Origin of the sequence: Paenibacillus etheri, assembly GCF_001012825.1 — a bacterium.
Classification (GTDB): Bacteria; Bacillota; Bacilli; order Paenibacillales; family Paenibacillaceae; genus Paenibacillus_AQ; species Paenibacillus_AQ etheri.
Map to the genome: position 1 here is coordinate 198,653 of NZ_LCZJ02000018.1, position 25,079 is coordinate 223,731.

The window sequence follows — 25,079 nt, forward strand, 5'->3', positions numbered from 1 at the left end:
ATTAATAATAAAATAGGCAATAGCAGAAAAGGATATCCTTCTCAGCTATTGCCCATGGAATGGTAACACGCTGTATACTTAAATATGTAGTTGAACTGAATTATAATTTCACTTGTTAAAATTGTCAATTATAGATATATGCCTCAATATAGATGAAACGAATATTCTGATAAAAACACAAAAGACCCACAAGAAGATCACTTTTTTCAAAGTGTCTTTCTTGTGAGTCACAGTTCAGGGAGCTAAGTGGTGTTTCTTTGTGTCCTATTCTTATTTCTTACCTTTACGCTCAAGAATCATATTAACGAACAGATCGATTTGCGCAGTAATGGCAATAGGATCATAGCGATAGTAGGTATCGAAATCGTTGTAGAATAGATGACCGTTCTTCGCAGCAGCGAGTCCGTTCCAGACTGGCGATTCTTTTAACTCCTTCAACTTATCGCCTTTTTTATCAGGATCATAAGTAGTTAGGAACATGTAGTCAGCAGCATATTCTGGCAATAGCTCTATGGATAGCTGCAGTGTTTGGTTGTCGTTGCTGTTCTTAGCAGGCATTTTCAGCTTAAGTGCATTATAAAGGGCTTGTCCACCACGGCCCGCATTGTTACCGAAGGTCCATAGCTCACCTTTATCTGTCAGCTCATAGATTCCGAATGTATCATTTTCATTCACGACATCTTTAAGCTTTTCGCGGCCTTCAGCAGCCTTTTTCTCAAAGTCAGCAATGAATTGTTCAGCTTTGTCAGGTGCTCCTACAATATCTCCGAATAGTTTTACGGTTTCATAGATGTTCGTAGCAGTTCCGTAAGGGATATGAATGGTTGGCGCAATTTTGGATAAAGCATCGTAGTTGTCATCGTACATAACGACAATTAGATCAGGTGCAAGCTCTAAAGCTTTCTCAGCGTTGACTGGAGCACCGACATCTTGTGTATTTTTGAGTAAATCTTTTAAGAAGGGGTTGTCAAAAGTACTAGGTTCGACACCTATAACGTTAGCTCCAACAGAAAGCAATTCCCCGCCATAATAATCTGTAACGATACGCTGAGGTTTAACTGGGATTTGCACAGTACCTTTAGTAGTTTCATAGCTACGCGTTTCAGCAGCAGAAGCATCAGGAGCAGCCGTTGCCTCTGCACTCGGAGCTGTTGTTGCTTCGGTTGTAGCTGTTGGGGTATTAGATGAAGCATTATTCGTTCCCCCGCAGGCGGTCACAAATACGGCCAATAACATTGTGAGTGCCAGGATGGGGAAGAGGGTCTTTCTTTTAAACATGGTAAACCTCCCTATATATACGTGCTAACTAATAATAATGAGAATCATTATCATTATTATTTTCAATTTGAACTTTATCAAATCCAAGAATTCCTGTCAATGCAATAAATTAAATAGCATCAATTAAATCTATCTATTGCCAAACCTAGGAAATGTAATTTACAATAGGCTAATGATAATGAGAATCAATTTCACAGAAATAGGGTGGCATTCATGAATCAACAGATAACTACCAGGATAGGAGCCGATAAAGGAGTAGTTAAACGAGAATTTCGTTCACGTCCTTGGGCGGCAACATTAATCTTGGTTGGCGGTCTGGCGTTATTATTATTAGGTATCGCTGTTTCCGTCTCCTTCGGCGCAGCGGATATTAAGCTGTCTGTAGTATGGTCAGCTGTGTTTCACTTTGATCCGGAGATCATGGATCATCAGATTATTAGAGAATTAAGATTACCACGTGTACTTGGCGGGGCAATGATAGGGGCCAGCTTTGCAGTTGCAGGTGCCATTATGCAAGGGATGACGCGAAATCCATTAGCGGATTCAGGTCTGATGGGTATCAACTCAGGCGCAGGATTTGCGCTCGCACTGTGTTTTGCTTTTTTTCCAAATTTATCGTTTATGTATTTGATTCTATATTCATTCGTGGGTGCCGGAGTAGGTGCTGGCGTAGTATACGGAATTGGATCACTTGCTAAGGGAGGATTAACTCCTGCTCGTTTGGTGCTGGCGGGTGCTGCTTTTAGTGCACTTTTGTCGGCGCTGAGTGAAGGGGTAGCTTTATATTTTCACATTGGTCAAGATTTAGCTTTCTGGTACGCGGGAGGCGTGGCTGGAACGAAATGGATCCAACTCAAAATCATGTTCCCTTGGATAGGGGCGGCTTTAATTGGTGCAATGGTAATCTCTCGATCGATCACGATGCTTAGTTTAGGTGACGATGTTGCGAAAGGTCTAGGTCAGCGTACAGGGCTTGTGAAGTTGGCAGGTGCATTAATTGTTTTGATTTTGGCCGGATCATCGGTTGCCGTAGTTGGTGCAGTAGGTTTCATTGGACTTATTATTCCGCATCTGACACGATTTTTTGTGGGTGTCGATTACAGATGGATCATTCCTTGTTCAGCGATCCTTGGCAGTTTACTTGCTGTATTTGCAGATTTAACGGCGCGGATGATTAATCCACCTAATGAAACGCCACTTGGCGCTATTATTGCACTAATCGGTGTTCCTTTCTTCCTTTATCTTGCACGTAAAGAAAGGAGGGAGCTGTAATGATGGAAAAGACTACATTCGGTACCGTCGAAGCCGCCAAAAACAAACGGGGCTTAATTATAATGATTTCGTTGGCTGTTCTAATTGTGATTGCTTTTATTATTAGTATGAATACAGGTTACATACGTTTGACTCCTATGGAGTTGATTAATACATTGTTCGGTAAAGGAACCGCTAAGCAGGAGTTAATCTTGTTTCAATTTCGGCTGCCACGTATTGTGATCTCCGTTCTAATTGGGGCAGGTCTGGCTGTATCCGGTGCTGTGATGCAGGGCGTCTTTCGTAATGCTTTGGCGGACCCTGGTATCTTAGGGATTAATGCTGGTGCAGGAATCATGGTTATGCTGTTAATTTCTTTTTACCCTACGGCAACCGCGGCTCCAGTGTATCTGCTGCCAATGGTAGCGTTCGTCGGTGCGGGGGTAACAGCGGCCTTAATCTATGCTCTAGCTTATAAGCGCCACCAAGGAATATCGCCTATGCGCCTACTGTTGACTGGTGTCGCTGTGGCAGCTGGGATGAGTGCAGCTATGATCGTGCTTACGCTAAGGCTTGATCCAGAAAAATACCAATTCGTCGCTACTTGGCTGGCAGGCAGCATTTGGGGAACAAGCTGGAAGTTTGTACTGTCTCTCCTACCGTGGATTCTTATCCTGGTGCCTTATGTCATCTATAAGGCAAGGGTGATGAACGTACTGAATCTAGGGGAGCAGACCGCTGTGGGACTTGGTGCTGCAGTAACGAAGGAACAATTTCGGCTTCTTGCGGCTGCGGTAGGGTTAGCAGCGGCGAGTGTCGCTGTCAGCGGTGGGATTGGTTTTGTGGGATTGGTTGGACCCCATTTGGCGAGACGGCTAGTTGGACCGAAACATCAGCTTATGCTACCAACCTCGGCACTGCTTGGGTCACTGCTCGTTATTACAGCGGATACCATTGGACGCTGGATCCTTCAGCCGTCTGAGATTCCTACGGGTATCGTTGTAGCTGTCATTGGAGCACCATACTTTTTGTATTTGTTAGCCCGTACGAAATCTTGATGAAAGTAGGCTGATCTCTCACCAGAAGGAGCGAGTTATTAATATGTTGCGTCGTTTTTTTGCTTACTATAGGCCCTATAAGGGATTGTTTATTCTTGATTTTTCTTGTGCTATTGCTGCTGCACTACTAGAACTAGTCTTTCCATTAGCCGTTAACCGGGTAGTAGATGACCTGCTGCCAACAGGCAATTGGAAATGGATACTCTATTCCTGCCTCGGCTTGCTGGGGATCTATATTGTCAGCGCCTTTATGCATTTTGTCGTCACTTATTGGGGGCATAAGCTGGGGATTAATATCGAGTCGGATATGAGAAAAAAACTGTTTGACCGAGTTCAAAAGTTATCTTTCAATTTCTTTGACAACAATAAGACCGGCCATCTAGTGTCCCGGATGACAAATGATTTGATGGACATCGGTGAGATTGCCCACCACGGGCCAGAGGATCTCTTTATAGCAGTAATGACGCTGCTCGGTGTGTTCGGCATTATGCTCAGTATCAATTGGCAATTAGCTATCCTGACGTTTGTGATCGTTCCGCTTATGATTTATTTATCTATGTACTTCAGCCGGAAAATGTCTAAAGCCTTTCACATCATGTTCGCGGACATTGCCGATTATAACGCACGTGTGGAGAATAATGTGAGCGGGATCCGCGTTGTGCAAGCTTTTGCTAACGAGAACCATGAAATCTCCCGCTTTGCGGTGAATAATGAGCGCTTCCGTATTACGAAGCTGATGACCTATCGGATTATGGCATGGAACTCATCTTTTAGTTTTGTTTTAATGAAACTAGTCTCTTTATTCGTTCTACTGTGTGGAACATATTTTGTGATTCAGAAGCAAATGACTTACGGTGAATTCATTGCCTTCGTGATGTTGTCCAATGTGTTCTTAGGACCATTGCAACAGATCAACTCGGTCATTGAGACGTATCCAAAAGGTATTGCAGGCTTCAAGCGTTATCTCGAACTGCTGGAGATGGAGCCGGATGTCGCTGATGCTAAAGACGCCAAGCCAGTTCATGATCTTACGGGGAATATAACCTTTCATGATGTGGCTTTCGCCTACAGCGATAAAGAAAAGGTTCTCCGCAATGTGAATCTATCGATTCCAGCAGGAGAGACTGTTGCTCTGGTCGGTCCATCTGGTGCGGGTAAGACAACGCTTTGTAGTCTACTGCCTCGTTTCTATGATGTAACTGGAGGTAGCATTACCATTGATGGAATGGATATTCGCTCCATGACACTGGAGTCTCTTCGTTCCCATATCGGGATTGTACAGCAAGATGTATTTCTGTTTGACGGAACCATCCGTGAGAATATCGCTTACGGGCGGTTGGGAGCCTCCGATGAAGAAATCTGGGAGGCAGCACGGCGCGCTCAACTGGAAGAGCTGATCAAATCCCAGCCTGCTGGGTTAGACACTATGATCGGGGAGCGGGGCGTTAAGCTCTCCGGAGGTCAGAAGCAGCGGCTATCCATTGCCCGGATGTTCCTGAAGAATCCAACGATTCTCATTCTGGACGAAGCCACATCGGCGCTGGATACCGAGACGGAGTCCGCTATTCAGGAGGCACTTGCAGAGTTGTCACAAGGGCGTACAACGCTTGTCATTGCTCATCGATTGGCAACGATCAAGAATGCCGACCGTATCGTTGTCGTTGCGGAAGGCGGTATCGCTGAACAAGGTAGACATGAAGAACTGCTACAGACAACCGGAATTTACAGTCGACTGCATGAAGCTCAGTTTGGGGCGTAAGAAGCTCAGGACATAAATAGAATATACCTTTGGAGGGACATAATGAACAATCAACTGGAATTATACGATGTAACTATTATTGGCGGCGGACCTGCTGGGATGTATACAGCTTTTTATAGTGGAATGAGAGACCTCAAGACGAAGTTGATCGAAGCGAAGGATGAGCTCGGAGGAAGAATGCTTATTTATCCTGAAAAAATGATCTGGGACGTAGGCGGCGTAACGCCGACTCTCTGTCATCAGCTGATCGGTCAGCTCAAGGAGCAGGCGCAGACCTTTGAACCAACCATTGTGCTGGGACAGCAAATCATGAATCAAGAGAGACAGGAAGATGGGACGTATATCTTAACCTCGTCAACTGGGGAACAACACTGGACACGAACCGTCATTTTGGCAATTGGCTACGGAATTCTACAGATGGCTAAGCTCGAAATTGAAGGTGCGGATCGCTATGAGGTGACGAATCTTCATTATACCGTTCAGGAGCTGGAGCCATTCCGGGGCAAAAGAGTACTAATCTCCGGTGGAGGCGACTCCGCAGTAGATTGGGCGAATGAACTGGAGTCCATCGCAGCAAGTGTAACGATTGTACATCGCCGTGAAAAGTTTGGTGGTCATGAGAAAAATATTGTGCGGATGAAGGAATCCTCAGTCAATGTCCGCGTGCCCTATGCAGTAAGCCAATTACACAGCAGTAATGGGGAAACGATAGATCAGGTGACGATTAACCACATAGAAACAGGTGAAACAGAGCAATTTGAAGTGGATGCAGTTATCGTAAACCATGGTCTTAAGAGCGATTTTGGACCGTTAAAAGAGTGGGGCATAGATATGGGCGATTGGTGTGCGAATGTATCTGATAAGCTGGAGACCAATCTTCCAGGCATATTTGCAGCTGGTGACTTTGTGGATTATACGAGTAAGGTACGTTTAATTGCTGGTGCTTTCACGGATGCAGTTCTAGCGCTTAATAGCGCTAAGCTGTACATAGACCCAACCGCGACAAAAGTCGCTTATGTATCTTCTCATAATGAACGGTTCAAGGAGAAGAATAAAGCACTTGGAGTCGTTGACGACCATTAAGGATAAAGGTTTCTCAAACCATAGAATCTGAATTTTTATATTAAGCGTGTAAGGTATCTTATCCATTTCGAGCGGAGAGAAACCTTATGCGCTTGTTTTATATTTCATAGGTTTTAGAGCCTAGCAGTCTGGAAGGGAGCAGGAATGAAGCTATCTAATAATAATAGTAGCTCTTAAAACAGGTGAAATTCTTTTTCTAGTTGCAGGTACGACTTATCAAATTGATGCGCCACACAGGCAGATAGAATTCAATCCTTGCTGTACCAGCTACATTTGCGGGTTGTAGAGGCTGAAAAAGCAGACATTATGGATAGTTCATATTTCAGAAACACCTTTACATGCTTATAAGTTATCTTTGTAGTAGGATTGATGCACAGCAATAAAGGGATGTCCGCTGAGCCTCTATGGCTTTGGACATCCCTTTTTATTTATGCATTATTTATTATTTATTAGCCAATCGGCAAGCTCTTCGGTCTGGGTTAATACCGCGATAGGGTCATAGTACCAGGAACGTTCTTCTTTCCATACATAGAGGTGTCCATCTTTGACAGCAGGAAGGTTACCCCAGAATGAATCTGCGTTGTAATCCGCTTCTGTAAGGTTATTGGAGGTTAAGATAATATAATCTCCGGCATACTTAGCGAGCGCTTCTTTAGAAATTTCCGCCCATTGCTTCTCCATAATCTCAGCTGCTACAGCTGTAGGAGGCTTACGACCTAGTGCCTGATAGATGGGTTGTCCACCTCTGCCAAAGTTATCGCCATAGACCCAGATGGATTTACCACCATCTTCCATGATGGAGAAGGTTGCATCTGTCGGCAGGACCTTGTCTACTTTTGCTTTAGCTTCGGCTATCCGTTTATCATAATCTGCAAGCCAATTCTTTGCTTCTTGTTCCTTTCCAAGGAGTTCTCCGAAATAGGTTAATTCTGCATGAGCATCTTTTAGATCCCCGTAAGGGACAATGATGGTAGGAGCAATTTTGCTAAGTGTTTCGTAGCTTTCTGCTTGTCCCGAAATAATCAAGTCAGGATTTAATGCGATGATTTTTTCAGGTGACATTTTACCGTACGCTCCTGTGTCTGTAACACCGGTAAGAGCCTCCTTATAATACATATTTTCTAGGGTCAAACCTGGAGCTCCGACCGGGATGGTATCAAGTGCTATTAGACTTCCCAAGTATTCCTCAGCGACAATTCGTTTAGGATGAACAGGGATTTCAACATCACCTTTTACGGTACTTACTGTCTTGACAGTAGGGGTTTCAGCACTTTCTGCTTCTTGACTAGTTTCGCTTGGTGTTTGGGTTGCTGCTGTTGTATTGTTGGTACTGGTACTACCTGTATTCTCCACCGTAGTATTGGAATTTCCACAAGCTGAAATGATTAGAATTAACGTCAGCATGAGGGGAAATAGAAGCCAATGTTTCTGTTTCGAAGTATTCTTGTGTAGATTATGCAATTTGTTGTTCCTCCTATGGTAATTGATTATCATTCTCAATAAGAACTTTACAATCTTCTATGGTTATTTACTATGGACGAATATGATCTTTGCTTGTGCATATTTATGATGTCATCACACGAAGCAATTCTTGAAGCTGTGCTTGAGAAGACAATGGATCAAATCCATAGAACATGTCACCCTTGTTCAGGACATACACCCGGTTGTTACGGACTGCATCTAACTGCTTCCAATCACGAGAACGCAGAAGGCGAGAGAGGCGTTGTCTTCCCTCAGAAGATGATGGGATGCTAGTGATAATAATATAGTCTGCAGGATAGGATCCGATTTCCTCAATAGATGAGACTAGATACCCGGAATCCATTATTCCGTTCTCCATAATGATAGATGGTGGCTTGAATCCAAGATCTCCGTACAAAATCTGGCAACCCCTACCGTAACTGCTACTGAAGCAATACGCTGCTCGGGAACTAAGCTCCCAAACGATAGCCGTTCCTCTTTCTGAACCTATCGAATGATTCAATTGCTTGTTGGCAACATGGCAGAGCCTATCATAATGACTTAACCATTCTTCTGCTCGCTGTCGCCGATTGACTACATGAGCGATCAAACCAAATTGCTCTCGCCAGCTCATTTGCATAAAGGGGAGTTCAATGACCGGAGCAACTGGAGTCAGGATTTTATTCTCAGGAATATTGTAGCCGATAATGACATCTGGCTCTGCTGAAGCTATCGAATCAAATAGGAGGGAAGAGTTACCTTCGCTCATCGTTAGTACTTTGGAGGCTGGCACTTGCTCCAAGCTCCGCTGCCAATCGGAATAAACGCCGAGTTGAGGCATAATTTCCAGTACCCGTAGGATAGCCGTATGATTGTAGTTCAAGGCTACAATTTTTTTGTTCTTGTTCTGATAGGCCGTGGGTGAAAGACCGACAAGCTGTTTGAATTTACGGCTCAGATAAGTCCCTTCTTCATAACCAACCTCGTGCGCCAGAGTTGTTAGATTGGGCGAACTGGTGAGGATTCGTTGCTGTGCTCTGCGGATTCTTAATAATGTAATATAAGCGCTGAAAGTTTGACCCATGATTTTACGGAAGGTACGTGAGAAGTGTTCAGGGCTTACCCTAGCTAACTTAGCCATCTGCTCCCGAGTGATATCTTCGTTGTAATGAGCTTCTATGTATTCAAACACATATTCAAGCCAGCTTCCTGATGTCTCCTTAGCTGTTGCCAGTTCATGATGAAGATCCACGATGAATTGAGCGAATAGTTGCTGGACCTTAAAAGGTTTCCGATTATCTGGATTTATCCAAGCACTGTAAAGCTCACCGGACAGTGTCATCAATTGTGTGGTAGCGTGGTGTAAAGAGGAGCTGCCATTTAGAAAAAAGTCCTCTTGTTTTCTTTTGGACATAGTGGCGTATTCTATCCATACCCCCTGTAACTGTAGCTCAGTTTCCAGCTTTAAATCCGAAGCTACGTCAAAGGTAATGATACTTCCGGATTTAAGGCTATAAAGCTCGCCATCTATCGTAAGCTGACCTTTACCTTCCCAGACAATCATAATACTGGAATTCGTTGCTGGGATGCTATCGGTTGCGTAGTGGGAAAGACTTGTTAGGCTACTGATCATAACAGGCATATAAAAAGGATGGGAATGATGTGGCATCCCGCCGGATTGGATGGGCATGTTAAAAATCGCTCCCTTTTTCAGTGATAATCATTCTCAATTATATTATACCAGTCTTTCTTTCTATTGACTATAATGGCGCTTATGATAGTGTTTAGAATAATCCGCTAACCGAATATTGCTAACGAATTAGAAAGTATATATTGGGGGCCCCCGCAAAGTACCTGAGTACGGATCGAAGCAAAGCCCCACTTTGTGGGGATATTTTAGGCATGAAAGGAATGGGGATTACATGACAACTTGGAATTTACAAGGAACCGTAAGTCATTTGTTGATATGTAATGGAAGCAGCTGCAAGAAACACAAAGGTGAAGAGGTAGCTGAAGCGATAGAAGATGAGATTGAGAAGCAAGGTGCACAGAGTCTTATTCATACGACTGTAACCCGTTGCAATGGTAGATGTTCAGATTCCTGCGTCGTGATCGCATACCCTGAAGGCGTGTGGTATAAAGAGATCACACCTAAATTAGCAAAATCGCTAGTACGGAAGCATTTACAAGGCGAGAAACTTGAAGATCATCTGCTGTATACATATGATGGTCAGTTGATTGCTGCAGATGACAAAGGAGCTAAAGGGAAGAAGAAAAAATAGCTTTCCACTAACGAAGCTTCACAGCAAGGGGAATTCATAGTGGAATAGATTGAAATACCGTCAAAGGTGGCGGTATTTTTTTGTCTTTTCAAGATGGCAACGTCGTTTCTTTTTGTTGAGCAGAGGATTATGATTGAATGAAAGGAAGATTTAGGGGAAGTAGTTGTTTGCGGAATCTTTTTGTGAATTTCATGAGAAAATTTCTCATACATATATGATGCTTGAGGCTTATCACTGTCCAGTGGTAAAGAAGCCCGTAAATGTTGGAGGATACTTAAGGCTTGCGACTGAAGATTATATTACTATAATTGCAGAATTCATGGCAGGCTTCTCAGAGGATGCTTTTGGCAGACCTGTTCAACCTGAAACGATGCTGCCAGTGGCCAAAGAAGCTGCTAGCTCAGGCAGGTTTGCGGATGCCAAAAACCCGGTTTCCAACAAAGTATATCAATCGATTGGTTTTCTGGATGCGGGCAGAATTGCGGATATCAAATTTGACTTGCGCCCCTAACGTTGACTATGCTATTAAAAAGTGAATAAAATAACACTTCATATAAGGTGGCGCATGGGGGAGAGGGTTCAATGGAGAGGCTACAGGTGTGGCCGGGGAAGTTTAAAAAGTTTTTTCTGAACAATAAATTTGTGGTAACCTTACTTATTTTATTGTTAACTGGGGTAACTATCCTGGTGTTCTCAAAGATACCGTTTATTTTTACGCCTTTATCTGTATTGCTGCACACAATAGCTGCACCATTGTTACTGTCGGGTATCGCTTATTACTTGCTGAATCCGCTAGTAGACCTAATGGGAAAAAGATTCAGGATGAAACGTGTGTATGCAATCATCATTCTTTATCTGTTAATTGCGGGTATTATTACGTTGATTCTGGTGATGGTGATTCCGATTCTTCGAACGCAATTATCTGGTTTGATTGACGAATTTCCAAGGTATAGTGACTTGATCCAGGAACGATTTATGAATCTGACGGGTAGTGAATTCTTTGGTCAAGTTCAAGATAGTATAGGAACCAACCTAAGTGAAATTACCAGTAAAATTACGGCTTGGGGCACTTCTTTTCTGAATAATGCGCTAACAGGCGTAGGGAGCTTCGTCGGAGCCGTTACGGAGATTGTGCTGGCGGTGGTGACGACACCGTTTATTCTATTCTACTTGCTTCGTGATGGAAAAAGATTGCCAGATTACATTTTGAAATTTGTACCTACCGCGCTGCAGCCGCAGACTCGGATGGTAATGTCGGAAATGAACGCCCAGGTATCTTCCTATATTCGAGGACAAATTATAGTAAGCTGCTGCATTGGTGCGCTGCTCTATATTGGCTATTTGATTATTGGTCTAGAGTATTCACTTGTCCTTGCCATTGCCGCTGCTTGTACAGCAGTTGTTCCCTATTTGGGTCCGGCAATTGCTATTACACCAGCCTTAATTGTGGCCATGGTCACTTCACCATTTATGCTGCTAAAGATGATCATCGTCTGGACGGCTGTACAGCTGATTGAAGGGAAGTTTATCTCTCCACAGATTATGGGCAAGTCGCTGAAGATTCATCCGATCACTATCATTTTTGTGATTATTTTTGCAGGTAAAATGTTCGGCGTTCTTGGTATTATTCTTGCAGTTCCTGGTTACGCGGTACTCAAGGTCGTATTTACACATATTTTTCAATGGTTCCGGTTCCAGTCCGGATTGTATAAGCAGATTGAAGAGAATAAGGAATAGTGTGGAAGGGTGAAATGTAATGGTAGGACCGATAGCGGTTACCTCTTACGGTAAGCTTCAAGGACGAGGGGAGGGTCGCGTGAACGTTTGGCGTGGAATCCCTTTTGCCGCTCCGCCAGTTGGAGAGCTTCGATTTCGTGCGCCGCAGCCACCAGAAGCTTGGAGCGGAATTAGAGATGCTTTTGAATTTGGTCCAGTTAGCCATCAGCCAGCGGATACGAGAGGGACTCGATTTGGTGTCAAGACACCGCTTCATTCAGAGGATTGCTTGTATCTAAATATTTGGACACCAGCGGCTTATGATGAGCCGCTGCCTGTTATGGTCTGGATTCACGGTGGTACGTTTGTGACCGGGGCTGGAAGTCAGCCGCAATTTGACGGCACAAGCTTTGCTGAGCACGGCAAAGTTATCTTAGTGACAATCAACTATCGGCTGGGTCCGTTTGGATTCATGCATATGTCTCCTTTTGGTCAAGAATTTGCTTCTAACCAGGGTTTATTGGACCAAATCGCTGCATTAGAATGGGTAAAGCTGAATATTGCTGCTTTTGGAGGGGACCCGCAGCGAGTAACCGTATTAGGAGAGTCCGCAGGGAGTATGAGTATCGCAGCTCTTTTGGCGATGCCAGCAGCAAAGGGATTGTTCGCACGTGCGATCATGCAAAGTGGGGCGGCTCAGACGCTTCCCTCAGAGCAGGGAAAGTACATTGCGGCAGCTCTGCTAGCTGAATTAGGGATTGCTCCAGATGGAGATACCAGCCTTCTTCATACCTTTTCCTCTGAACAAATTATTGAAGCAGCCGCACGAATGACAAAGAAATTAACTGGAGGTTCAATCGGCATGTTATTTCAGCCGGTCGTTGACGGGAATACGATTCCCGTAGAACCAGCACAGGCTGTGAAAGATGGAGTGGCATGTGATATTCCATTGCTGATTGGAACCAATCGTGATGAAGGCAACTTGTTCTTCAGGGCAGAAGCACCAGAGGCAGATTTTGACGAATCCCTTAAGGCGCTGGAGCAGATGATGGGGACAGGAAGTCTGAAGGAGATTGCCAGCCACTATTCTTCCACCTGGGAGGGGCAAGCCGAGATTCTAACAGATCTATATTTCTGGGGAACGTCGGTCACCTTGGCGGAAAGTCAATTGAATTATGCACCTGTATGGATGTACCGTTTTGACGGGACGATCCCAGGTCATCCGATGTTAAACAAAGCTGTGCATAGTGCTGAGATTGTCTATGTTTTTAATAATCTCTCTCATCTAACACATCTTAGGGCAGATATTCATCCGGATATGCAGAAGCTGGCAGAAGTTATGCATGATGCCTGGATTGCTTTTGCTCATCGAGGAAATCCAGCTACTACTGAAGTGTTATGGCCAAGATACAACTTGGAAGAACGTGCTACGTTGATCTTTGATGAAGATACGCAAGTAGTTTATGATCCTGAGTCAGAGAAACGCAAAAGAATTGCCACTATGCTAGCTTAAAAAGCTTGAGAGGCTGAACGTTGATGCGGGTAGAAGGGTTTAATCATGTAACTGTGAATGTTAGTAATCTAGCGAATTCTTTAGATTTCTATATAGGAATTCTGGGTCTTCAGCTAATCCACAAAGGGAATACAGATGCCTATCTGGAATGGGGAAGCGCATGGATTTGCCTTATTGAAAAGCCTGAATTTACTGAATCTATAGGTAGTGTAATTGGGATAGATCACATTGCCTTCAGCATAGCGGAAGAACATTTCGAGGAAGCTGTTCAGGTAATGCAAGCCCACGAAGTACGATTGATTAGAGGCCCTGTTAAACGGGGACTAGGCTGGACGGTTAACTTTCTAGACCCAGACGGGATACAGCTAGAGCTGCATACCTCCAATCTAAGAGAACGAATGAGCGTTTGGAATAACAAACAAGAATAAACAGAAAGGGGAGCTTCTCAGCCAATATGGCTAATGAGCTCCCCTTTTTTCTATCGACCTAAATACTCCTTAATCCCTAGAACTACTGCTTCGGCTATTCTATTCTGTACATCCACCGTAAAGAGTAATGCTTCGTCTTTGGTATTACTTAAGTAACCACATTCTAATAAAATGGCTGGCATTTTAGTTTCTCTTGTTACATGATAATTCGCTTGACGAACCCCTCGATCCTGAAGACCTGTAGCAACAGTAAGATATTTATGAACGGTTTGCGCGAATAATAAACTATCTTTACGTGTGTAATAGGTCTCTGTACCACTAGGATTGCTCTTACTGCCCACCGGGATACTATTGGCATGAACAGAGATGAACAAATCTGCGTTTACCTTATTGGCGAGGTTAGATCTGTCCTGTAGGGTCGGGTATGTATCATCACTTCGAGTGAGCACAACCTCGATATTTGGCTCTTTCTTTAGTAATTCTGCAATTTTCAGTGCTATTGGCAAGGTGAAATCCTTCTCTTTGCGGTTACTACCAGTTCCAGGATCTTTCCCACCATGCCCTGCATCAATAACGATTATCTTCTTATCTGTGTTGCCGGTAGAAGGTGGAGGAGTGGTGACCGGTACTTCCGGTACAGTGGTTGCAGGAGGCGTGGTGCTTGTCCCATTTAGATCCACTATAATAAGTCCATCGTTAGCATTCGTTACACTGTAGTTATTCGCGCTGTTCAGATCAATAACGATCCGGATCGTAGATGGTGAACTACTGAATAATGAATAACGAATTGTGGAGACGTTAGGATATTCGGTAATCGTCAACTGTCCACTTTGGTTCTTTCCGACAGAAAGGTTCTGATGAAAGCTGTCTCCAAAGCTGGTGTTCGGTAAATCTACGACAATTCGGTCTTTATCTGTCATGGTGAATACATTAGGTGTTACACTACCGTTCACCGCAACGATTAGTTTGTTATCAACAAAGCTAAGATTTGTAACTGCAGCCGTTGAGGAATTTCCATCGGTTGCTGTGTTACCATTAGATCCATTATCAGAGGGTGCGGTTATAGATGTGTCTGGAACTGTAATTTCTGGATCACTTCCGCCAATCTCTGGTACTGGAGAAGTTAAGTATACCGTTTTCGTCACATTATCCCAACCGACAGTAGTTCCTGTCTGTTCTCCAACGAATCTTAAAGGGACGAGGGTCGTGTTGCCACTGAGAAAAGGAGGGTTGTCCAGTTTTACCTGTTTCCCCGAAGCCTCTGCCATCGCATTATTCACGATAAGCTTTAATGTCGTTCCTTTTTGCTCAATGGTTGCAGTCTTAGTCACATTATCCCATTTCACAGTGTAACCAAGCTGTTCCGTAATGAGGCGAAGTGGAACCATCACGCTTCCATTTACAATTTGAACCTGTGCTTCTTTTGAAATCTTAAGATCATTGCCGTCTAGATTGATGTGTGTCTCTGCAGAGCCGGCATAACCAGTTCCTGGATGAACTAGCACCAACAAAAGCAGCAGTAACGCCAAAAAACCAAACTTCTTCATCTGCAATCCCTACCATCCCCGTTTCTTGGTTTCTAGCAATTCTTACTTTTTCTTCCTTTAATGCAGATTCAGCGTATATAAATCTTAAACGACAATAGTTTCCAAAAGTTGCGCTCCTTTAGAATGAAAAAGGAAAAAATTCGGTAGAAAAAGCGAAAAAGAGCTTTCCCAAACATTTGGGTTAGCTCTCTTTCCCTAGGATTATTTTATTTCAAAGAAGTATAACCCGTTTTTTCTACCAATTCCTGACCCTGAGCAGATTGCATCCAATCTAGAAAGGGCTGAATATTGGGGTTGTTACTTCCAGCAGTCACAGCATAAAATTCTGTAGCCAAAGGGTACTGTCCACTGCGAATACTCTCCTTGTCCGGTTTTACACCATCGATGGCCAGCAAGGCAATTTCCCCACTTTGATTCATTTCTGAGGCGTAAAATAAGAAGCTGTAACCGAGTGCATTTTTATAATTGCGATAGCTGGAGGTTTGTTTAATGATTCCGCTCATAATATCCGCCACGTCTTCCTTAGGTGGGGTCATGAGTCTAGTGTCTCCCATAAACTTTTGCAGCATCGTCTGGCTCCCACTATCCTCTGGCCGTTGAAAAGCGCGAATACGGTTATTAGCTCCGCCTACATCTTTCCAATTGGTGATCTTGCCTGCGTAGATCTCTTTAAGCTGGGGGTGGATAGTCCAGTTACTTCGTTTCGTTTATTCACAAAAAATACGAAAGCCTCGCGGCCGATGGGGGTGAGCTTCAGATCCACACCTTTTCGCTTCGCATGTTTCTGTTGGGCAAGAGAAGGAGCAGCGACAAAAATAATATCCGTCTCGCCTTCAATTAGTCTTTTGTAAGCTTCCGGTGTGCTACTGCAAATTACTTGACTTGTTTGAAAATCATATGGATTATAACTGCCCGCAGGATAAGCAGATTGCACGAAAGCTGAATACAGTGGGTAAAGTGCAGTTGCGCCATCCAATTTTGGTAAGTCGTTATCGATACGATATGTAGAAGGTTTATCCAAATTCACCGCTTTGGTATTCTCAGCAAAAGGTTCGTATTGTACCAGATTAACTTCTCGATCATCGACTATGGCAATGCTGTTGATATATGCTTGCTTGATCTCATATCCTGCGGTTACGAACACACTAAGTCCGAGGATGGATAACAATACAATATTGCTTGTTCTTCGGGACAACAGATTAAATATAAGGAGTACAACATAAATGGCTATCACAACAGATAAAATCGCCAGAAGTGGAGTATAAAACATTAGGCCTCCGTAAAGCGCAGTAATTATCGAACCTATGAATCCTAAAAAAGCTATTACTCCGACAGCAAAAAAGGAGAACAATAACTTCGTCCAGAATGACTCCTTCATCCAAAATGATTCTTTCATAACAACCTCCTCAGAAAAATTCCTAAACTATGGAAAAATGAACATAATTTCATTATACAGATTTTTTTGGATGAGACAGTAGAACAATAACGAAAAAAATATGTAATAAAAAGCTGTAATACATGAAAAATTTATGTATATTTTCATAAAGTACTGGACGAATGGCAAGAAGAGGTTTATTCTGAGATTGTGAAAAAAACAACGGAATACAAGATTCTCGGGGTAGGGTGAAATTCCCAACCGGCGGTAATGTTCAAAGCGAACTGAGCCCGCGACTCACTTGTTCTGCTTGCAGAGAAGTGACTGATCTGGTGTGAATCCAGAGCCGACGGTAAAGTCCGGATGGGAGAGGATCATAAGATAAAGACGCTAGGAGTCTATCCTGTACGTCTTTATTGATAATGCCCCCGAGTCGACCTTTTATGGTGATTCGGGGGTTTTTGGTCTCTTATCGAGGGTTTGTATCGACAAGGAGAATGGAATTATGAGTAATGTAACAGCTTCATCATCAGCAAATAAGGTAAGCAGCACGTCGCCGTTACGAAGTGGGTTTTGGCTCGTTGTGTTCGGTGCAGCACTATGGGGCGTTGATCCGCTCTTTCGTATTATCCTCTTAAAATCTTTGACCTCATCGCAAATTGTTCTTTTGGAGCATGTGGTGCTTTTCTTGGCTGCTTCACCTGTTCTTTGGCGTCATCGTGCCGAGCTTAAAGGCGTTGGTCTAAGACAAATTGGTGCCCTCTTGATTGTGTCATGGGGCGGTTCTGCGGGAGCGACCATCCTATTTACAATGGCTCTTTCCAGCGGGGATTTAAATGCTGTGCTGTTGCTGCAAAAGCTTCAGCCGATATTCGCTATCGGTCTAGCAGCCTTAATTCTTAAAGAACGTCTGCCTAAAAATTTCGGAATCCTCATTATTGTGGCACTGGTAGGAACCTATCTGCTGACCTTTGGATGGAGTATTCCATTCGGACATGTGAACAACTTTATCGGCGTTAGCAGTCTGATGGCTTTAGGAGCGGCCGCATTGTGGGGTGGCTCGACAGTAATGGGGCGTTATCTGCTTGGGTCTATGAAATATGAGACAGTGACTTCCCTAAGATTTATATTGGCGCTGCCGTTGCTTTTCGTTATCACCACACTAGAGGGTGCTCCTTGGCAGATTAATGGTGGATTTGGTGCATCTGCTGCCATAGCCATTAATTTGTTGTTGCAGGCTTTGCTGCCCGGACTACTCAGTATGCTAATGTATTACAAAGGACTCAGCACTACCAAAGCTTCCTTCGCTACATTGGCTGAACTAAGCTTTCCAATGACGGGAGTAATCATTAACTGGATCGTATTCCAGCAGCTCGTCACTCTACCGCAAATTATCGGGTTCGCTTTGATCTGGACCGCTCTATTCTTCATATCGAGTCAACAATCCAAAGCACAAACGCTCTGAACAGACTTTGATTGTATAGATTGAACTAAATAAAGTATAAAGGGATGACTGGAATGAACTGCACCCCGTCAAGTAGACAATACAATAAATAAAAGTAGTTTAAGCGGCCTTAGTCCTAAATTCAATGGGGCTGAGGCCATTTAGTTTTGCCTGTAACCGTTCGTTATTGTAAAAGTGAATGGGAAACCCAGCTCCATGAAGGTTATCCAGCCACAATAGAGGGTCAGACTAAGTATATGAAGGATTTCATAAACGTAATTGAGAATACACCTAATGGAAAAGGAATCGGCTTCTATTACTGGCAACCTGCCTGGATTCCTTCACAAAAGGAATGGTCTGTTGGTCATGAAAATGGATGGCCCAATTTAACTCTGTTTGATTTTGAAGGTAAGAAACTGGATTCGCTCCATTTTTAAGAATCTCTGGGATAGAACAAGAAGACAGCCTATGGTTTAGCCATGGCCGTCTTCTTTTTTTTATGTTTTTTATAACTTAATTGTAAGGTGAGGTAAGCGCTCTTGATCCCAATAAACAATCAACATCACAGCGTCTTTGGAAATTGATTCAGAGCTTCAAGAGTAAAAATAAGGCTTTCCTCCCATACTACCGTTATCTTGCACCGGAGTTACTTCACCAAAACCTTTAGGAGGACTGCGGATGAAACAACATTCTGCTCCCGCCATCTATATACAGCTTAAGAACCGTGTGTCGGTGCCCAAAGGTAAAGATATCACACTGGGTGATATTGCTTTTTTGATTGCTGAGCCTGAGCTGAAGAAGTCGTTGGAATCTATTCTGCTAAAAGAGCCGGAGCAAAGTGACGGTAACTTGATTTTGATCGATCTGCTGATGGTTATTCCGCTCATTCATGAGCTTCTGCCGGATGCAGTGATTGAGCCGATCGGTGAAGGAAGGACGATTGTGCAGATTGAGGGTCCGATGGAGAGAAGGAAGCCTTCAGTAGCGATGTTTGTATTAGTGTGGCTGCTGTTATTCTTTGGATCCGCGCTGACAATCATGAATTTCCATGCAGATGTAAACATGCTGGAGGTACAAATCCGAATTGTGGAGATGATCACCGGACATCGTGATGAGCACCCGATTGTATTTCAGATTGCTTATTCTATTGGAATCGGTTTTGGAATGGTCATTTTTTTCAACCATCTATTTAAAAAGAAGTGGAATGAGGAGCCTACACCGCTAGAAGTGGAAATGTACCTGTATCAGAAAAATATCGATCATTACGTCGTCAATGAGGAGTACAGCAAAATGAGGCGCCGTGGAGAAAAACAACCGGAGAACATGGAGGACTGAAGATGACAGCACCTTTATCTCTGGGACTGAATTTACTGCTGGGTATTGCGGGAGGGATCGCAGTTGGCGGCGGTGTGATCGCTTTATTTGTGGTGCTCGACATGGTGCCCCGTCTGGCTCAATTAACCTCTTCTTACGATAAAGTACATTGGTACGAGGGTGCGATGGTAGTCGGATCATTGCTAGGAACCGTAAGTGATTTTTGGAACTGGAAAATATCCTTAGGTCCTTTAGTTGAACTTGGTATAGGACTATTTGACGGGATTTTTGTCGGGATGCTCGCAGCAGCATTGACCGAGGTATTAAATGTGCTGCCGATACTCGCTAAACGCTTGAATATGACGCATTATCTGTTCGGGTTGTTAATGGCGATGGTAAGCGGGAAGGTCGCGGGTTCTTTGTTCGACTGGTTTGTATACCGACAGTAAATAGGAGGTCATGGTATGAGCAAATTTATTCACAGCGGTGATTCTGTGCCAGAAGAGGATCATCAGGAAGAAAATGCTGCTGCTGCCGCAGCAATGAAAAATACTGCAACAGATCTAGTTGCTGATCACACTGAGGCTAACGGAGCTTCTGTGACCAGTGAAGACGCAGATTCAGCGGAAAATACTACTGCAGCTGACCCGAGTCAAGGACAGCAGGATGCCGAAGCGTCAGATGAGCTCGGGACAGAAGAGCAAAGTGCCGAAGCGTCAGATGAGCTCGGGACAGAAGAGCAAAGCGCCGAAGCGTCTGCTCAGCCGGACTCCGGGCAGCAGGATGCCGAAGCGTCAGATGAGCTCGGTAATCAGGGGCAGAATGAGCCTAGCAAAGGATTTTTTGCCAGGTTATTCGGCTTAGATTCAGACTCGGAATCCGAAGATGAGGCGCAAGATCAGAATGCCCAACAAACAGGCGGATCTGGGGCGGCAACAGAGTCCGGGGAAGAATCTCAAGCCCTAGTGACGCCAAAGTCCAAACCATCTGAGAAGCAAGCCCAGCAAGAGTCACAAGACATCAGTAATCAAAAGGGAAGCAGTAAGCTACAGAAGAAACGGGATAGAGAGCACTCCAACTCGTTAAAAGAATCCGTCATTTACTGGCAAGGCAATGATGAAATCTCTACTTCCCTGCAAGTTACGAAACAAACACTTACTGAGGTAATGGGGCTAGGAACAAGCTTTGATGTAACATTTAGACAGATGTCCTTTGGCGGACATAAGACAGCTCTACTCTGTTTAAGTGGATTTACTAATACAGATGTAACTGATGATATTCTAAAACGTCTGACCTATCTCACATCTGAGAATCTGTCTACGGGTGTGCTGTCTAGCTTTATGAATGAATATGTCCCTCACATCCAAGTGGAAGAGGGTAATTCATTAAGTGAAAGTATCAAGAAGGTACTTGAAGGTCTGAGCGTTCTGTTCATTGAAGGTGAGAATAAAGTTATCATCATGGATACCCGTTCTTATCCTAGTCGCAGTCCTGCCGAGCCCTCGATTGATCGGGTGGTGCGCGGTGCACGCGACGGTTTTACAGAGACTCTGCTGAGTAATATCTCGCTTGTCAGAAGACGGGTTCGTGATCCCGGGCTGAAATATGAGCTATTTCAGGTTGGACGACGGACACAGACGGATGTCTGCGTGGCTTACATTGATGATATCGTTGATAAAACACAGGTTAAGTCTGTTATCGATAAAATCAATAGCATTGATATTGATGGTATTCCTTTGGCAGATAAACAGTTGGAGGAGGCGATTGTTGGCGGTGGGTGGAATCCATATCCAATGGTGCGTTATTCTGAACGCCCTGACGTTGTTGCTTCCAATTTATTAGAAGGACGGGTAATAGTATTTGTAGATACCTCGCCTATTGTTATAGTTCTTCCGACTACATTTTTTGATCTATGTCAGCATGCAGAGGAGAATCGCCAGACTCCTTTTATGGGTACGTATTTGCGGTGGGTCCGTTTCATCGGTATATTTGCGTCTTTGTTCCTCCTGCCGCTGTGGATGTTGCTTGTCATTCATCCTGAACTAAAGCCAGCTGTACTGGATTTTATTGGACCACAGAAGACTGCCAGAATTCCAATACTCGCCCAATTTCTTATTGTGGAACTTGGGGTTGATCTGCTGCGAATGGCCGCAGTGCACACACCTACCCCCTTAGGCTCAGCGATGGGTCTGATTGCAGCCATATTGATTGGTGATATAGCGGTAAAGAGCGGTTTGTTTGTAAATGAGGTTGTTCTGTATATGGCTGTAGCCGCTATCGGTATGTTTGCAACCCCAAGTTATGAGCTGGGTCTGGCGAATCGAATAGTCAGGCTTGTGTTATTAGTAGCCGTTGCGGCATTCCAAGTGCCAGGTTTCATGGTTGGCACGACGCTACTTACGATTTTCCTGACGACGCATCGCTCCTATAACTCGTCATATATGTGGCCGTTTATACCTTTTAATGCAAAGGCAATGAGTGAAATTCTATTGCGTAAGCCTGTTCTAAGCTCGAAGACAAGGCCGTCTTTCAACAAAACAAGAGACAATACAAGAATGCCACCTAATCAAAAGAATGATTAACAATCGTAGGAAAATACAAAACTACTGCAAATTAGTCCATTCAATGGAGTTCCCACTGTCTGTTATACTGAATACACTAAGACAGGGTGGAACCTTGATATTCCACAGAAATTGGAGGACTAAAGAATGTTTCTACACGGTACTAGCCGAATTAATGATGCTGGGCATCTGGAGATCGGCGGATGTGATGTAACTGAATTGAAAGCGGAATATGGAACCCCGCTATATATATTGGACGAGCAATTGGTTAGACAACGTTGCCGGGAATATATGGATGCTTTTAAAGCCTCTGGACTTGGGTTCCAAGTAGCTTACGCAAGCAAGGCGTTCTCGGTGATGGCTATGGTACGTTTGGCTGATGAAGAAGGCTTGTCACTTGATGTTGTATCTGATGGCGAACTTTATACAGCCTTGCAAGCTGGCTTTCCTGCAGAACGCATTCATTTTCATGGCAACAATAAGACGTCTGAAGAAATCGAAATGGCGATTGATGCTGGCATCGGCTGCTTTGTAGTCGATAATCTGGTAGAACTTAACCTTTTGCAGTCGATTGCATCACGTAAAGAAGTTAAAGTTAACATCTTGTTACGTGTGACACCAGGTGTCGAAGCACATACGCATGAGTACATTACAACAGGTCAGACCGATTCCAAATTCGGTTTTGATATCGGTAATGGATCCGCCTATGAAGCAGTCAAAGTGGCAGTTAGCAAAGAGAATTTAACGCTGCTTGGCGTGCATTCCCATATTGGTTCTCAAATTTTTGAAACGGATGGATTCCAGCTTGCTGTTGAACGTGTAGCGAGTTTTGCTCGTAGTGTTAAAGAAGGTTTGGATGTGGACTTCCGTGTAGTAAATCTAGGTGGAGGTTTCGGTATTCGTTATGTTGAGGGTGATACCCCGCTACATGTTTCTGAATATGTAACAGCGATTACGGATGCTGTGAAGACTCATTTTGCTGGGATTTATAGTGCTTTGCCAGAAATTTGGGTGGAGCCGGGTCGCAGCATTGTTGGAGATGCAGGAACTACATTGTACACTGTAGGATCTAATAAGGATATCCCTGGCGTGCGTAAGTACGTTGCTGTTGATGGCGGAATGACCGACAATCCACGCCCTGCATTGTATCAGTCTAAATACGAGGCATTGCTTGCTAACCGTGCAAACGAAGACGCAACTGAGACTGTATCCATCGCTGGTAAATGCTGCGAGAGTGGAGATATGCTGATCTGGGATGTAGAACTGCCTCAGGCTGAAAGCGGCGATTTGTTGGCTGTAGCCTGCACAGGCGCTTACAATTACTCCATGGCTAGCAACTACAATCGGCTTCGTCGCCCGGCTTTAGTGTTCGTTCAGAACGGACACAGCGATCTTGTAGTGCGTCGTGAAAGCTATAATGATCTTATTGCCAACGATATTGTTCCTGAGCGTATCGCTAAACAAGCCGCTGTTGCTAAGTAACAGTCCTAATGTTAGATAGGGAAAATTGGAATGGTAATAATGAGCAAGCAGGAATTACTCCTGCTTGCTTTGCTTTGTGTGTGGTTTCATAGTAATATAATTGAGGTATTCTAATTTTGTTATTTTTGAAAGGGGTCATTTACATATGGCAAAGCAAGCGAAAATCACTCTAGAAAATGGCGGCGTAGTGCTGATCGACTTGTTCGATCAAGATGCACCAAACACTGTAGCTAATTTTGAAAAGCTAGCAAAAGATGGTTTCTACAATGGATTGACATTCCACCGTGTTATCCCTGGTTTTGTAGCTCAAGGCGGATGTCCTAACGGATCTGGATCTGGTGGTCCAGGATACACAATCAACTGCGAAATCAACCCAAACAAACACGAGCGCGGAACACTTGCTATGGCACATGCGGGTAAGAACACAGGTGGAAGCCAGTTCTACATCTGCTACGCACCGCAACCTCACTTGGATGGAGTTCATACTGTATTCGGTAAAGTAGTTGAAGGTATGGATCTTGTTGATACTTTTAAAGGATGCGACAAAATGACTTCGGTAGAAATTATCGAAGCTTAAGAATTTTGAATTTAAAAAGGCTAGTCTCCGGATTTATAGGAGGCTAGCCTTTTTTTTATTTTAATAAGGAATCCGGCGTATTCGTTTACGTCTCGATTTATGCTGCTCTGGCACCCAGAAGAATACCAAATACATGAGCAGAAACACAATGAAGGCAAACAACTCTTCAACAAGCAGGTAATAAGGATAAGGCCCGAAATAATCCAATACAGAATAAGTACTGGGCTTATGAGATAGGAACATGTAGTTAGATCCTAGAATGTAATTAGCGACCCACACACAAGCGGCCACAATGTTTAGTCCAAGCATGGTGAACAAGAGTGATTTCCAAGTGGGCTTATAGCCCTCAATCCAGGTCATATAAAGAGAAGCGAGAACAATACCTCCATGTGCTATAAAGAACAGTAGAAATCGGAAATGAGGGAACGGATAGACCAGATTTGGTGTGAGTAAAGCAATGAATGCTCCACCAATCCCAGCAAAATACAGAAAGGAGTAAAGTGTTCGGCTGCGAGTAATCAGCATGATAACGGATAGGAGTAAAGTAATTCCACATAGTTCGAGTGGGAGTGAGCTGTTGGATTGCCATACACCTTGAGAGAGGTACCATATTTGAAGTCCTGTTTCTGAGAACATCAGAATAATAATCAGCAGCAAACGCACACTTTGCCGAAGCCTCACATCAGTCCGGATTTCGAATCTAAAACAGTAAAACAGTATACAAACCAATGTAATGATAGACAGAGCAATCCAATGTGAAGGGGAGAACATAAGGAAATCCTCCGTACGCTGTCGATCAAAATAAGATGAAAGATGCATGAACCAACCTCCTTCGTACATGAAAAGTACTTCAAAAATAACTTTGTAAAATTTTGAGATTTTCTGTTTCTAGACATCTATAAAATGGTTATATATGTATAAATTCTGTCAACTAAGCCACAACAGAAAGG

General features: G+C 43.8%; 22 protein-coding genes, 1 pseudogene and 1 riboswitch. Of the genes and pseudogenes, 16 read left to right on the top strand and 7 right to left on the bottom strand.

Annotated features, from left to right (window positions below):
• Positions 1 to 270: 270 nt before the first annotated feature.
• Positions 271 to 1,278, bottom strand: a complete 1,008-nt coding sequence (locus UQ64_RS06365; protein WP_060622643.1) for an ABC transporter substrate-binding protein — start codon at positions 1,276 to 1,278, stop codon at positions 271 to 273.
• A 213-nt stretch (positions 1,279 to 1,491) separates the two neighbouring features.
• Here UQ64_RS06365 and UQ64_RS06370 point away from each other — a divergent pair, with 213 nt between their 5' ends.
• Genes UQ64_RS06370 through UQ64_RS06385 form a run of 4 tightly spaced genes read left to right on the top strand, consistent with a single transcriptional unit; the run spans position 1,492 to position 6,429 of the window.
• A complete protein-coding gene (locus tag UQ64_RS06370; protein ID WP_042190334.1) occupies positions 1,492 to 2,550 on the top strand; it encodes a FecCD family ABC transporter permease in 1,059 nt (352 codons plus the stop codon).
• A 2-nt stretch (positions 2,551 to 2,552) separates the two neighbouring features.
• On the top strand, positions 2,553 to 3,587 hold the full coding sequence (locus UQ64_RS06375; RefSeq protein WP_060623243.1) for a FecCD family ABC transporter permease: 1,035 nt from the start codon (positions 2,553 to 2,555) through the stop codon (positions 3,585 to 3,587).
• 43 nt (positions 3,588 to 3,630) lie between these two features.
• Entirely contained in the window at positions 3,631 to 5,346 is a 1,716-nt protein-coding gene (locus UQ64_RS06380) for an ABC transporter ATP-binding protein (RefSeq protein WP_060622644.1), read from the top strand.
• 42 nt (positions 5,347 to 5,388) lie between these two features.
• Complete coding sequence (locus UQ64_RS06385) at positions 5,389 to 6,429, top strand: NAD(P)/FAD-dependent oxidoreductase (protein WP_060622645.1); 1,041 nt, start codon at positions 5,389 to 5,391, stop codon at positions 6,427 to 6,429.
• Positions 6,430 to 6,864: 435 nt separating this feature from the next.
• Here the strand turns inward: UQ64_RS06385 and UQ64_RS06390 are convergent, their stop codons facing one another.
• Positions 6,865 to 7,890, bottom strand: coding sequence for an ABC transporter substrate-binding protein (locus UQ64_RS06390; protein ID WP_342447575.1), 1,026 nt, complete (start codon positions 7,888 to 7,890; stop codon positions 6,865 to 6,867).
• Positions 7,891 to 7,993: 103 nt separating this feature from the next.
• Positions 7,994 to 9,580, bottom strand: a complete 1,587-nt coding sequence (locus UQ64_RS06395; protein ID WP_060622646.1) for an ABC transporter substrate-binding protein — start codon at positions 9,578 to 9,580, stop codon at positions 7,994 to 7,996.
• Between the two features lie 232 nt (positions 9,581 to 9,812).
• Here UQ64_RS06395 and UQ64_RS06400 point away from each other — a divergent pair, with 232 nt between their 5' ends.
• The 5 genes from UQ64_RS06400 (at position 9,813) to UQ64_RS06420 (ending at position 13,829) form a co-directional block, all read left to right on the top strand.
• Complete coding sequence (locus UQ64_RS06400) at positions 9,813 to 10,172, top strand: (2Fe-2S) ferredoxin domain-containing protein (RefSeq protein ID WP_060622647.1); 360 nt, start codon at positions 9,813 to 9,815, stop codon at positions 10,170 to 10,172.
• A 241-nt stretch (positions 10,173 to 10,413) separates the two neighbouring features.
• Positions 10,414 to 10,683, top strand: coding sequence for a GNAT family N-acetyltransferase (locus UQ64_RS06405; RefSeq protein ID WP_209445725.1), 270 nt, complete (start codon positions 10,414 to 10,416; stop codon positions 10,681 to 10,683).
• A 71-nt stretch (positions 10,684 to 10,754) separates the two neighbouring features.
• Positions 10,755 to 11,909, top strand: coding sequence for an AI-2E family transporter (locus UQ64_RS06410; RefSeq protein WP_060622649.1), 1,155 nt, complete (start codon positions 10,755 to 10,757; stop codon positions 11,907 to 11,909).
• Positions 11,910 to 11,928: 19 nt separating this feature from the next.
• On the top strand, positions 11,929 to 13,401 hold the full coding sequence (locus tag UQ64_RS06415; protein ID WP_060622650.1) for a carboxylesterase/lipase family protein: 1,473 nt from the start codon (positions 11,929 to 11,931) through the stop codon (positions 13,399 to 13,401).
• A gap of 23 nt (positions 13,402 to 13,424) precedes the next feature.
• Entirely contained in the window at positions 13,425 to 13,829 is a 405-nt protein-coding gene (locus UQ64_RS06420; protein WP_060622651.1) for a VOC family protein, read from the top strand.
• Between the two features lie 50 nt (positions 13,830 to 13,879).
• Here UQ64_RS06420 and UQ64_RS06425 read toward each other — a convergent pair whose 3' ends face one another.
• Together UQ64_RS06425 and UQ64_RS32785 are read right to left on the bottom strand one after the other, a co-directional pair.
• Positions 13,880 to 15,376, bottom strand: coding sequence for an N-acetylmuramoyl-L-alanine amidase family protein (locus UQ64_RS06425; RefSeq protein WP_060623245.1), 1,497 nt, complete (start codon positions 15,374 to 15,376; stop codon positions 13,880 to 13,882).
• 206 nt (positions 15,377 to 15,582) lie between these two features.
• Positions 15,583 to 16,772: pseudogene (locus UQ64_RS32785) on the bottom strand (PstS family phosphate ABC transporter substrate-binding protein).
• Positions 16,773 to 16,981: 209 nt separating this feature from the next.
• Positions 16,982 to 17,130, top strand: a riboswitch (FMN riboswitch).
• A gap of 126 nt (positions 17,131 to 17,256) precedes the next feature.
• On the opposite strand from UQ64_RS32785, the gene UQ64_RS06435 reads away from it, so the two are divergent.
• On the top strand, positions 17,257 to 18,216 hold the full coding sequence (locus UQ64_RS06435; protein WP_060622652.1) for a DMT family transporter: 960 nt from the start codon (positions 17,257 to 17,259) through the stop codon (positions 18,214 to 18,216).
• 99 nt (positions 18,217 to 18,315) lie between these two features.
• Here the strand turns inward: UQ64_RS06435 and UQ64_RS32790 are convergent, their stop codons facing one another.
• Complete coding sequence (locus UQ64_RS32790; RefSeq protein ID WP_081390661.1) at positions 18,316 to 18,396, bottom strand: IS3 family transposase; 81 nt, start codon at positions 18,394 to 18,396, stop codon at positions 18,316 to 18,318.
• Here UQ64_RS32790 and UQ64_RS06440 point away from each other — a divergent pair.
• The 6 genes from UQ64_RS06440 (at position 18,363) to UQ64_RS06465 (ending at position 24,129) form a co-directional block, all read left to right on the top strand.
• Complete coding sequence (locus UQ64_RS06440; RefSeq protein ID WP_060622653.1) at positions 18,363 to 18,632, top strand: glycosyl hydrolase 53 family protein; 270 nt, start codon at positions 18,363 to 18,365, stop codon at positions 18,630 to 18,632. The genes UQ64_RS32790 and UQ64_RS06440 overlap by 34 nt on opposite strands.
• A 241-nt stretch (positions 18,633 to 18,873) precedes the next feature.
• Entirely contained in the window at positions 18,874 to 19,530 is a 657-nt protein-coding gene (locus UQ64_RS06445; protein ID WP_060622654.1) for a stage V sporulation protein AA, read from the top strand.
• Positions 19,531 to 19,532: 2 nt separating this feature from the next.
• A complete protein-coding gene (locus tag UQ64_RS06450; RefSeq protein ID WP_060622655.1) occupies positions 19,533 to 19,958 on the top strand; it encodes a stage V sporulation protein AB in 426 nt (141 codons plus the stop codon).
• Positions 19,959 to 20,474: 516 nt separating this feature from the next.
• Positions 20,475 to 22,091 (top strand): spore germination protein, encoded by a 1,617-nt coding sequence (locus tag UQ64_RS06455; RefSeq protein WP_060623246.1) that lies wholly within the window; start codon positions 20,475 to 20,477, stop codon positions 22,089 to 22,091.
• 126 nt (positions 22,092 to 22,217) lie between these two features.
• Positions 22,218 to 23,552: a diaminopimelate decarboxylase gene (lysA, locus tag UQ64_RS06460; protein ID WP_060622656.1), complete on the top strand. Its 1,335-nt coding sequence runs from the start codon at positions 22,218 to 22,220 to the stop codon at positions 23,550 to 23,552.
• 145 nt (positions 23,553 to 23,697) lie between these two features.
• Complete coding sequence (locus tag UQ64_RS06465; RefSeq protein WP_060622657.1) at positions 23,698 to 24,129, top strand: peptidylprolyl isomerase; 432 nt, start codon at positions 23,698 to 23,700, stop codon at positions 24,127 to 24,129.
• 60 nt (positions 24,130 to 24,189) lie between these two features.
• Here UQ64_RS06465 and UQ64_RS06470 read toward each other — a convergent pair whose 3' ends face one another.
• The gene (locus tag UQ64_RS06470; RefSeq protein ID WP_060622658.1) at positions 24,190 to 24,948 is read right to left on the bottom strand and encodes a YwaF family protein; all 759 of its coding nucleotides are present in this window, start codon (positions 24,946 to 24,948) and stop codon (positions 24,190 to 24,192) included.
• Positions 24,949 to 25,079 lie beyond the last annotated feature (131 nt).

What these genes read in the sequence shown, in the direction of transcription:
- lysA (WP_060622656.1), top strand. Translation starts at nt 22,218, where the DNA reads ATGTTTCTACACGGTACTAGCCGAATTAATGATGCTGGGCATCTGGAG.
- UQ64_RS06380 (WP_060622644.1), top strand. Translation starts at nt 3,631, where the DNA reads ATGTTGCGTCGTTTTTTTGCTTACTATAGGCCCTATAAGGGATTGTTT.
- UQ64_RS06385 (WP_060622645.1), top strand. Translation starts at nt 5,389, where the DNA reads ATGAACAATCAACTGGAATTATACGATGTAACTATTATTGGCGGCGGA.
- UQ64_RS06420 (WP_060622651.1), top strand. Translation starts at nt 13,425, where the DNA reads ATGCGGGTAGAAGGGTTTAATCATGTAACTGTGAATGTTAGTAATCTA.
- UQ64_RS06415 (WP_060622650.1), top strand. Translation starts at nt 11,929, where the DNA reads ATGGTAGGACCGATAGCGGTTACCTCTTACGGTAAGCTTCAAGGACGA.
- UQ64_RS06450 (WP_060622655.1), top strand. Translation starts at nt 19,533, where the DNA reads ATGACAGCACCTTTATCTCTGGGACTGAATTTACTGCTGGGTATTGCG.
- UQ64_RS06435 (WP_060622652.1), top strand. Translation starts at nt 17,257, where the DNA reads ATGAGTAATGTAACAGCTTCATCATCAGCAAATAAGGTAAGCAGCACG.
- UQ64_RS06375 (WP_060623243.1), top strand. Translation starts at nt 2,553, where the DNA reads ATGGAAAAGACTACATTCGGTACCGTCGAAGCCGCCAAAAACAAACGG.
- UQ64_RS06395 (WP_060622646.1), bottom strand. Translation starts at nt 9,580, where the DNA reads ATGCCCATCCAATCCGGCGGGATGCCACATCATTCCCATCCTTTTTAT.
- UQ64_RS06445 (WP_060622654.1), top strand. Translation starts at nt 18,874, where the DNA reads ATGAAACAACATTCTGCTCCCGCCATCTATATACAGCTTAAGAACCGT.
- UQ64_RS06365 (WP_060622643.1), bottom strand. Translation starts at nt 1,278, where the DNA reads ATGTTTAAAAGAAAGACCCTCTTCCCCATCCTGGCACTCACAATGTTA.
- UQ64_RS06425 (WP_060623245.1), bottom strand. Translation starts at nt 15,376, where the DNA reads ATGAAGAAGTTTGGTTTTTTGGCGTTACTGCTGCTTTTGTTGGTGCTA.
- UQ64_RS06370 (WP_042190334.1), top strand. Translation starts at nt 1,492, where the DNA reads ATGAATCAACAGATAACTACCAGGATAGGAGCCGATAAAGGAGTAGTT.
- UQ64_RS06410 (WP_060622649.1), top strand. Translation starts at nt 10,755, where the DNA reads ATGGAGAGGCTACAGGTGTGGCCGGGGAAGTTTAAAAAGTTTTTTCTG.
- UQ64_RS06465 (WP_060622657.1), top strand. Translation starts at nt 23,698, where the DNA reads ATGGCAAAGCAAGCGAAAATCACTCTAGAAAATGGCGGCGTAGTGCTG.
- UQ64_RS06400 (WP_060622647.1), top strand. Translation starts at nt 9,813, where the DNA reads ATGACAACTTGGAATTTACAAGGAACCGTAAGTCATTTGTTGATATGT.
- UQ64_RS06470 (WP_060622658.1), bottom strand. Translation starts at nt 24,948, where the DNA reads ATGCATCTTTCATCTTATTTTGATCGACAGCGTACGGAGGATTTCCTT.